Raw genomic sequence first — 7,759 nt, forward strand, 5'->3', positions numbered from 1 at the left:
GAGACACGCTGCCAGCCTGCCGCCCCCAACCGCCAGCGGTTAGGAGACACGCCCTAGGTCGCGCAGGTTGTCCGGGATGAGCCGCTGGACCGACTCGATGAGCCGATCGAGTCCGGCCAGTACTTCCGGCCGGATCAGCCGAGAGAAGTCGACCGGCGGGATGTCCACCCGGATCTGTTCGAGGAACGCCTCGGTGTGCGTGCTCATCAGCCGCCGCATCCACGACTCGTCGTAGATCACCGGCATCTTCGGCACGATCTTGTCCCAGGTGGAGGCCGGGATGATGGGCGCCTTCGTCACGACCGTCCGGGCAATCCGGCGGGCGATGTCGGACTGCTGTTGAAGCCGCCGGGCAAGGTCGGCGACCGGATCGCGCGTTATTTGCCGCAGTTGAGCAGCCAGGGTCTCGTTGAGTCGGAAGCCCCGCTCACCCAAGCCTGCACGCGGCCGGGTATTTGCCGCGGGCCGTTGTGCCGATGGGGGGTCGCCAGCGGTTCCGTCGCGTGGCGTCTCCTGGTCGGCGGTCGCCTCCTCGTCGGACGGCTCGTCCGGCCGCACTTCGCCCATGCCAATCCTCACGAAAAGTCGTGCGCGGGTACGTGGCTGCATCGCGATAGCGGGTGCCGCACCCACCACGGTGCCACGCCACTAGCACTACGGCTGCCAACCTTTGCCCTGGTTCCTGGCGGGGGTTGGAGCAGGGGGCCATGCCTGACACGTGAGCGCTCCGCTGCCCCGACCGCACTCAGCGCTGGACGCGAGCATCGGACCGTTCTACGACAGCAAGAGCGTCCAGGTGACTGCCCCCACGCCCAAGCGCGCTGCCCGTTATCAAGGGCTGAGCGCTGGGGGCACGGAGCCCTCGCAGCCCGAGGGCCGCCTTGTAGTTTTCGACCCGTGACCACGCTGCCCGCTGTGAGGGTGCCACTGAACCTCCCGCGCGACTGCTCGTCCGAGGCTGTGCACGTCCTCAACGTCCTGTCGTCCCTCGTTCGAGCCTTGACGGTTGCTGGACCCGACGTCGAGCGCGAGGCGCGACTCACCGGCGACGCCCCACTCATGGAGTTCGTCCGCGTGACGCGGCAGGGCGCGATGCGCTCGCTCGACTACTGGTTCATGCCACGACGCCGGGGCGAGTGGCGTCCCGCAAACGTGCTGTGGTCTGAGCCAGCACGGGCGCTGCCCAACGCCGCCGGAGCGCCGGTGCGCTCCGAGCACGTCTACCCGCTCAACCTCCTGTCTCGGGACCTGCTCGCGGCGGAGCCGACCGTCGAGGCGTTCGGGCGCATCGTCGCCGAACGGCTCGTCCTCGCCGTCATCACCGTCGAGGAGGACTTACGGCTCAGTGCTGCTGGTCTGTCTCGGTCCATGCCAACCGCGTGGGACGGGCGCGACCCGTTCGACCGCTACCGTGCGGCTGGCCTCGACGTGGACGCCTTCGCGTCGAGGCAAACGGCATGAGAGCGCCCACGGCTGGCAGTTCCGTGAGCCGGTGAGCCGGACACGGGGCGGGATTGTTCGTACTTGATCGCCGAACCCCGGGGTCGAACTATGACTCCGGCCGGTCTGTCCCGGGCAAAGATTGGCAGCCGCGGCACTAGGACTCGCTACCCCCGCGCCGTGAGGACCCCTATGACGACCTCCGCCGGATCCCGACTGTGTCGGCCATGCGCTGTCGCCTGCGTCTGGCACCCTTCGTGGGTCTGTGAGGGGGACCACCATGGCTACGGGGGCCGGAGACAGGTACTGGGCTGGACAGGCGCTGCCCAGCGTCTTCAAGCACACCCTGCTCGACAAGTACGTCCCCCAGTTCGCTGGGATGACCGGGTCGATCGGGCGGCGGGTGGTCTATCTCGATGGCTATGCCGGACGCGGGCGATACACCGACGGGACTCCGGCATCTGCGGAGAAGATCCTCATGGTCGCGCAGTCCCAGTTCGAGCGCGTCGGCTTGGCTTGGATCTGCTACTTCGTTGAGCAGGACCCAGAATCCGCTCGTGCGCTGGGCGACGTGGTAGGCGAGTACGTCGCCAAGGGTGTCACGGCTCTGGCTCATCGGGGTGACGTGCAGGACGTGCTCGACCAGGTCGTCGCGTCCGCCGTCGGATGCCCCCTATTCGCGTTCCTGGACCCCTGCGGGCTGGGCCTGCCGTTCGACCGGATGAGCAGCCTCCTCAACGGCGAGCGGAAGAAGGACTGGCCCCCCACGGAGTTCCTCTTGAACTTCAGCCTGGACGCCGTGCGGCGCATCGGCGGGCATGTCACCGGTCAACGCAACGAGGCGACCCTGCGGCGCATGGACGACGCCGTCGGCGGGCGATGGTGGCGCGAGCACTTCGCAGGTGGCGTGAACGACGCAGCCGTCGAGGCGGTCGTGGCTGGCTTCTCCGAGCGCATGAGCGCCGCAACGGGCATGCACCTGGTGGCGGTGCCGGTTCGACGCGCACCGACGCACAAGCCGGTCTACGACCTCTGTCCCGCCCCGGGTTCAGTGGAGGCTCGGAACTGACGCGGCGACGGTAGTCGCCGCGGTGTTGTGCCGGTAGAAGTTGTCCTCGTACTCGGCCGGTGGGATCAGGCCGATTTCGCCGTGCAGTCGTCGGTGGTTGAACCAGTCGATGTACTCCGCGGTGGCGATCTCGAGGTCGTCGATTCCCTTCCACGGGCCCTTGTTGCGGACCAGCTCGGCCTTGAACAGCGAGTTGAACGCCTCGGCCAGCGCGTTGTCGTAGGAGTCGCCGGTGGAGCCGACGGACGCGACCGCGCCGGCCTCGGCCAGGCGCTGGGTGTAGCGCACCGCGACGTATTGCACGCCCTTATCCGAGTGATGGACCAGCCCGCTGAGGTCCCGGCCGGCCCGCCGGCGCGTCCAGATGCCCATCTCCAACGCGTCGAGGGCAAGGTCGGTGCGCAGCGAGCGGGACAGCTGCCAGCCGACCACCCGGCGGGAGTGAACGTCGATGACGAAGGCGGCGTAGACCCAGCCGGTGAACGTCCGGCAGTAGGTGATGTCGGCGACCCAGAGCTGGTCCGGGCCGGTCGCGGTGAAGGCGCGTTCGACCAGGTCCGGGCGCAGGTCAGGCCCTGATTCGGGGACCGTGGTGCGGGGGCCTCTCGCCCGGGTGATGCCCCGCAGCCCGGCCGCACGCATCAGCCGCTCGACGGTGCACCGGGCTACTGGATGGCCCTGCCGGTGGAGCTGCGCGTGGATCTTCCGGGCGCCATAGACCCCGAAATTGTCGCGATGCACCTGCTCGATCACCGCGGTGGTCGCCACGTCCGTCACCGACCGAGCCGAGGGCGGCCGGCTGCGATGGGCGTAGTAGGTGCTCGGGGCGATCTGCAGCTCAGCGCAGATCGGCTCGACCCCGTGCTCGTCCCGGTGGGCGTCGATGAACTCGACGATCACCGCTGTGGGCGGTCGAGCTCCGCCGCGAAGAAAGCCGACGCGCTCTTCAAGATCGCGTTCGCCCGGCGCAGTTCGCGGTTCTCCCGCTCCAACGCGGCCAGCCGAGTCGCTTCATCGGTCGTGGTGCCAGATCGATGGCCATCGTCGATCTCGGCCTGGGTGACCCAGTTGCGCAGCGTCTCCGGGTTGATCCCCAACTGCTCACCGATCCGGCGCAACGCCCCGGTCCGGGTCGCGGGGTCACGCCGGGCGTCCACCGCCAGCCGGATCGCCCGCTCCCGAAGCTCCTCGGGGTACTTCCTCGGTGCCGCCATGACTCTCATCCTTACGTGGATTGAGAGCCTCCATCAGACCCGGGGCGGGACAGTGGAGGCAGACCCGGACGCGCTGTTCCCGGCCACCGCCACGATCCGCCCGGTGCTGGAGACGGTCGAGGAGCGCGCAGTGCCGGTCATCACCGACAACCTCCGCCACCTCCTGCACGACCACCCTGGCGGGTTCCGTGTGGTCGACCACACGAGAGCCGTCTTCGGCGAGTTCTACGGGCAGGTCAGGGAGTTGGTGGTCCGGAAGGCGGTGAAGGCGCTGCACCAGCAGGGCGGCACCACGACGACAGGCGTGGGAGGCACCGTGAAGACCCGCGCACTGGTCGTCCTGCCTCCGGCCAGCAAGGACGTCCATGGAGGCGCAGACCGTTAGTCTCCGGCGATGCCGACCTACCGCCTACTCAACGGGTACGGCATACCACTGGAGACCTTCGACGCGGACGACGACGTGGAAGCCCGCGTGCGCGCGAAGGAACTCGCTGCGTACTACCTGCCGCAGGGTCCGCGCCGCTTGGGGAGGCGCCCCGACTTCGGCCTCACCCGTCGTGACGGCGATCGATGGCAGCCGGTGGGGGCATGGGTGCCTCGGCCGCCCGACTGATCGGAACGGCTTGGTGGGCGGGGGCTCACCCGACGCAGTAGCGCCGGGGCCCCCGCCGCTTTCTCACCCTGACACGGAACGCATCGAAGCGCCGAGCCGCCGGTCCGATGTCGGCCCGCAGCGGTGCACTAGGTTGCCGTCCATGACGGTTGGCCAAGAAGGCGGCGAGCCCAGTTCCGGCGGTGGCGGCAACCTCGGCGAGGCGATGAGCCGCGTCGCGCGGCGCCTCCAAGAAGAGCACGGCGACGTGGAGTCCACGTTGCAGGCGATCACCACGGCGGCGGTCGCCACGGTGCCCAACGCCGAAGAATGCGGGATCACCTACGTGATCGGGCGAAAGAAGGTTGAGTCCCGCGCAGCGACCGGCGACCTGCCCAAGAACATTGACGCCCTGCAAGAGCGCGTCGGTCAGGGACCGTGCCTTGACGCAGTTTGGGAGCAGGAGATCGTACGGGTCGACGATGTTGGAGCGGACCAGCGCTGGCCAGAGTTCGCGCCGCAGGCCGCAGCGCTAGGAGCGGGCAGCATGCTGTCCTTCCAACTCTTCGTCGACGGCGACCAACTCGGCGCAATGAACCTGTACGCCGCCGCCCCAGGCGCCTTCGATGACGAGTGCCAGGAGATCGGGCTGATGTTTGCTAGCCACGCCGCTGTGGCGCTGGCGGGCGCCGAGCACGAGCAGAACCTGCGCGTCGGGATGGCCAACAGGGACGTCATCGGCCAGGCAAAGGGCATCCTCATGGAGCGACACAAACTGTCGGCCGAGCAGGCGTTCGGCGTCCTGGCTCGTGTCTCGCAGGAGATGAATCGCAAGTTGATCGACGTAGCGCGCGAACTCACGGACACCGGCGCGGTCCCCGGCGGAAATCGGCGCCGAGACTAACCTCCCGCCTCTGCTTCCCGCCTGGGGCGGTCGCAGGCGGCGTTGAGAGTCATCGCCACTAAGCCGTCGCGAGTCCCCGAACGGGCATCTCGTCCCAGATCAGCCCCTCCAGCGTGCGTCCCCCGGCCTTCGGAGTGCGGCCACCCCACTGTTTGAAGAAGAACGGCACTCGCGCTTCCTGACAGGCATTCCGCAGGTGGATGACCCAATCCGGGTCTAATGGCCGGTGCCCGGAGCCGCTCTCTCCTCCGGCGATGACCCAATGGATTCCGTCCAAATCAATGTCATCGAGCGGCCCGAGAAGCGGCTCGCAGGATAGAAAGCGCACGGTCGCCGGAACGTGGCGAAGGTCATCGATCCGGTCTAACACTTCGCTGTTCTCCACACTGACGCCCATCCAGACGTTGTCCGGCCAGTCCAACTGGTCGGCGACCTTCTGGAGGCGGGCGGCGCGCTTGGTGAGCACCTGGTAGGTGTGCTGGGGAGTCGCGGCCATGACGGCGAAGACCTGGCGGACGAAGTCGAGTGGAACGCGGGCGTGGAACAGGTCGCTCATCGAGTTGACGGACACCAGCCGGGGCTGCCGCCAGGAGAACGGGATAGACAGCGCCTGTGGATGGACAGTAACCCCGAATCCCGGCCCGCTGGTGCGCGGGTCACCGTCGTTCTGATACTTCTCGGCGCCCATCGCCTTGAGCCTCTTGGCCAGCGTCAGCGCATAGCAGTTGTCGCAACCGACCGATACGCGGTCGCAGCCGGTCGTCGGGTTCCAGGTCGCTTCGGTCCATTCGATGGTGCTGTTGTTCGCCACGCTTGCCCCCAGCCGACTTCGATCCCTCCGACGCTATCGGCAGGCCCTCTGCCCGTCGGGCATGCCCGACGGTAGGGGCATGGTCCGACTAAGCGTCAGCCGGAGGACCGGCTCAGGCGCTCTACCGCCAGCGAGCGGCCGATCCCGGGAACGAACCCCGGCCGGTACGCGGGACATGGTTGGCGTACGCCTCACGGTGCCGAGGCGTAGGTAGGTCTCTTGGACGGTGCGAGCCTGCAACGCCGCGACGTCGACCAGCGCGGCCGAAGCAGGCACCCGCGACCGTTCTTCCTCAGGCTGCCTGTTCTTCGGTGGCCTCGTCGCGAGCGGACTGGTACGACGCGCTAGCCGGGACGACGTCGGACGCAAGACTGTCTCGGCCGCCATCCGGCCCGTATGCCTCCCAGATCGCGTTGTACATGGCAGTCAGCGTCTTTTGAAGGCCCCAGCCCTTGGCGCGCACCTTGCGCGCCTCCCGCCACTCGACGACCCCGTCCTCCTCGGACATCGAGTAGATGTCCGTCACCATGCTGCCGCCTTCGTGTCCTACCTGGGCCTGCACTCGACGATGGGAGACACCGGCCGCCTGAAGCATGCTGATGTAGGTTGCCCGGGCCGCATACGGCGTTGGAGCCAGGCGGCGGCCCTTGACGTGGGTTGTTGGGTCGCCATTCAGCGTGGGGAGCGCGTTGGCGGCGGTCGCCAGCGTGGGCTGCCAGGAGTATCGGGACCACACGCCGTACAGCCACCATCCCCCTGTGGCGGAAGGAAACAGTGGCTGGCCCGGACGGCGGCCCTGCGCCTCGGACCAGGCCAGGAGACGCTGCCACAAGGGCTTAGGGATGGTCACCAACCGACTCTTGCGGTTCTTCACCGGTCCCTGCTTTGCGCCGCTAGCGCCCTTCTCGTTAAGTGTGTACTCGACGTACAGTTTGGGCTCTTCGGTCAGAACGGTGATGCCGTCCATCGCCCTGACCTCGCCGGGCCGGAGACCAGCCCAGATGTGCACCTCCAGCATGAGCCGATCCTTCTCGGTGGGTGCAGCGACGCAGAGGGCGACGATTTCGGCAGGCGTGAAGAAGAACTTGGCCTTCCTGACGCTTGACGCAGTCGTGCCCTTCTTGACGGCGCGGACGTCGTCGAAAGGATCCTCGGCGATCCAGCCCTTCTTCACTGCTTCTCGTGTGGCTGCCCGGGCGAGGCGCAGCGCTTTGATGCGGCGACTGGCGCCCTGCCTCGGCCTCCCCTCTCGCCCAGCGGAAGGTTGAGCAGGGACCTTCTTCAAGTTGCTCATCCAGGTCTTCACGAGTTTGTCGTCTTCGGCAAGATCCACGAGGCGGTAGTGGCCGATGCCAACTTCGGACGGACCGATTACGTTTCGAGCCAAATCTCGCAGATCGGACTCCCCGGACTCTGACAAGTCGTCGTAGAGCACTCGCTCGTTGATGTAGCGCGTGACCTCGGCTGCGAGCAGGCGCTCGCCCTGCGCGCGCTTGCCCCGCGTGTCGTCGGTTTCTTCGAGGTAGCGATCGAGCGCCGCTACTGCGTCCTCGCGAGATTCGTAGAGCGTGGGTCGAAAAACGACCTGCTGTCCCCGCACCGTCAGGCGTGGCCGCCACTTGCCTGAAGGAAGTTGGGCGACGCTGCCAGTTCCTTTTCTACGCTGCGGCTCGGTCAAGTCCGCTGGCGTGGTGTGTGACGGCTACCGCGTGATCTTCATGTCTGGTCA

9 protein-coding genes and 1 other annotated feature are annotated in these 7,759 nt (G+C 67.5%); of the genes, 5 read left to right on the forward strand and 4 right to left on the reverse strand.

What is annotated here, in order from left to right:
* Positions 1–39: 39 nt before the first annotated feature.
* A complete protein-coding gene (locus IN07_RS11530; protein ID WP_156119145.1) occupies positions 40–567 on the reverse strand; it encodes a hypothetical protein in 528 nt (175 codons plus the stop codon).
* A 330-nt stretch (positions 568–897) separates the two neighbouring features.
* On the opposite strand from IN07_RS11530, the gene IN07_RS11535 reads away from it, so the two are divergent.
* Together IN07_RS11535 and tcmP are read left to right on the forward strand one after the other, a co-directional pair.
* Positions 898–1,461, forward strand: coding sequence for a hypothetical protein (locus IN07_RS11535; protein WP_156119146.1), 564 nt, complete (start codon positions 898–900; stop codon positions 1,459–1,461).
* Positions 1,462–1,705: 244 nt separating this feature from the next.
* On the forward strand, positions 1,706–2,509 hold the full coding sequence (gene tcmP, locus IN07_RS11540) for a three-Cys-motif partner protein TcmP (protein ID WP_156119147.1): 804 nt from the start codon (positions 1,706–1,708) through the stop codon (positions 2,507–2,509).
* Here tcmP and IN07_RS11545 read toward each other — a convergent pair.
* A protein-coding gene (locus IN07_RS11545; RefSeq protein ID WP_407937437.1) for an IS3 family transposase occupies positions 2,489–3,723 on the reverse strand; the annotation gives its coding sequence in 2 pieces (ribosomal slippage) (positions 2,489–3,444 and positions 3,444–3,723; 1,236 coding nt in all). The two genes, tcmP and IN07_RS11545, sit on opposite strands and share 21 nt — an antisense overlap.
* Positions 3,332–3,445 (reverse strand) — a sequence feature (AL1L pseudoknot). (Overlaps the previous gene by 114 nt.)
* Positions 3,724–3,826: 103 nt before the next feature.
* Here IN07_RS11545 and IN07_RS11555 point away from each other — a divergent pair.
* The 3 genes from IN07_RS11555 (at position 3,827) to IN07_RS11565 (ending at position 5,219) form a co-directional block, all read left to right on the forward strand.
* The gene (locus tag IN07_RS11555; protein WP_156119148.1) at positions 3,827–4,108 is read left to right on the forward strand and encodes a hypothetical protein; all 282 of its coding nucleotides are present in this window, start codon (positions 3,827–3,829) and stop codon (positions 4,106–4,108) included.
* 9 nt (positions 4,109–4,117) lie between these two features.
* On the forward strand, positions 4,118–4,336 hold the full coding sequence (locus IN07_RS11560) for a hypothetical protein (RefSeq protein ID WP_036335977.1): 219 nt from the start codon (positions 4,118–4,120) through the stop codon (positions 4,334–4,336).
* 142 nt (positions 4,337–4,478) lie between these two features.
* Positions 4,479–5,219: a GAF and ANTAR domain-containing protein gene (locus tag IN07_RS11565; protein ID WP_036335978.1), complete on the forward strand. Its 741-nt coding sequence runs from the start codon at positions 4,479–4,481 to the stop codon at positions 5,217–5,219.
* A gap of 58 nt (positions 5,220–5,277) precedes the next feature.
* On the opposite strand, the gene IN07_RS11570 is transcribed toward IN07_RS11565, so the two are convergent.
* Together IN07_RS11570 and IN07_RS11575 are read right to left on the reverse strand one after the other, a co-directional pair.
* Positions 5,278–6,030, reverse strand: coding sequence for a DUF5131 family protein (locus IN07_RS11570; RefSeq protein WP_036335980.1), 753 nt, complete (start codon positions 6,028–6,030; stop codon positions 5,278–5,280).
* 292 nt (positions 6,031–6,322) lie between these two features.
* Positions 6,323–7,708, reverse strand: coding sequence for a tyrosine-type recombinase/integrase (locus tag IN07_RS11575; RefSeq protein WP_156119149.1), 1,386 nt, complete (start codon positions 7,706–7,708; stop codon positions 6,323–6,325).
* Between the last annotated feature and the right edge of the window lie 51 nt (positions 7,709–7,759).

The organism is Modestobacter caceresii (genome assembly GCF_000761485.1).
Taxonomy (GTDB): domain Bacteria; phylum Actinomycetota; class Actinomycetes; order Mycobacteriales; family Geodermatophilaceae; genus Modestobacter; species Modestobacter caceresii.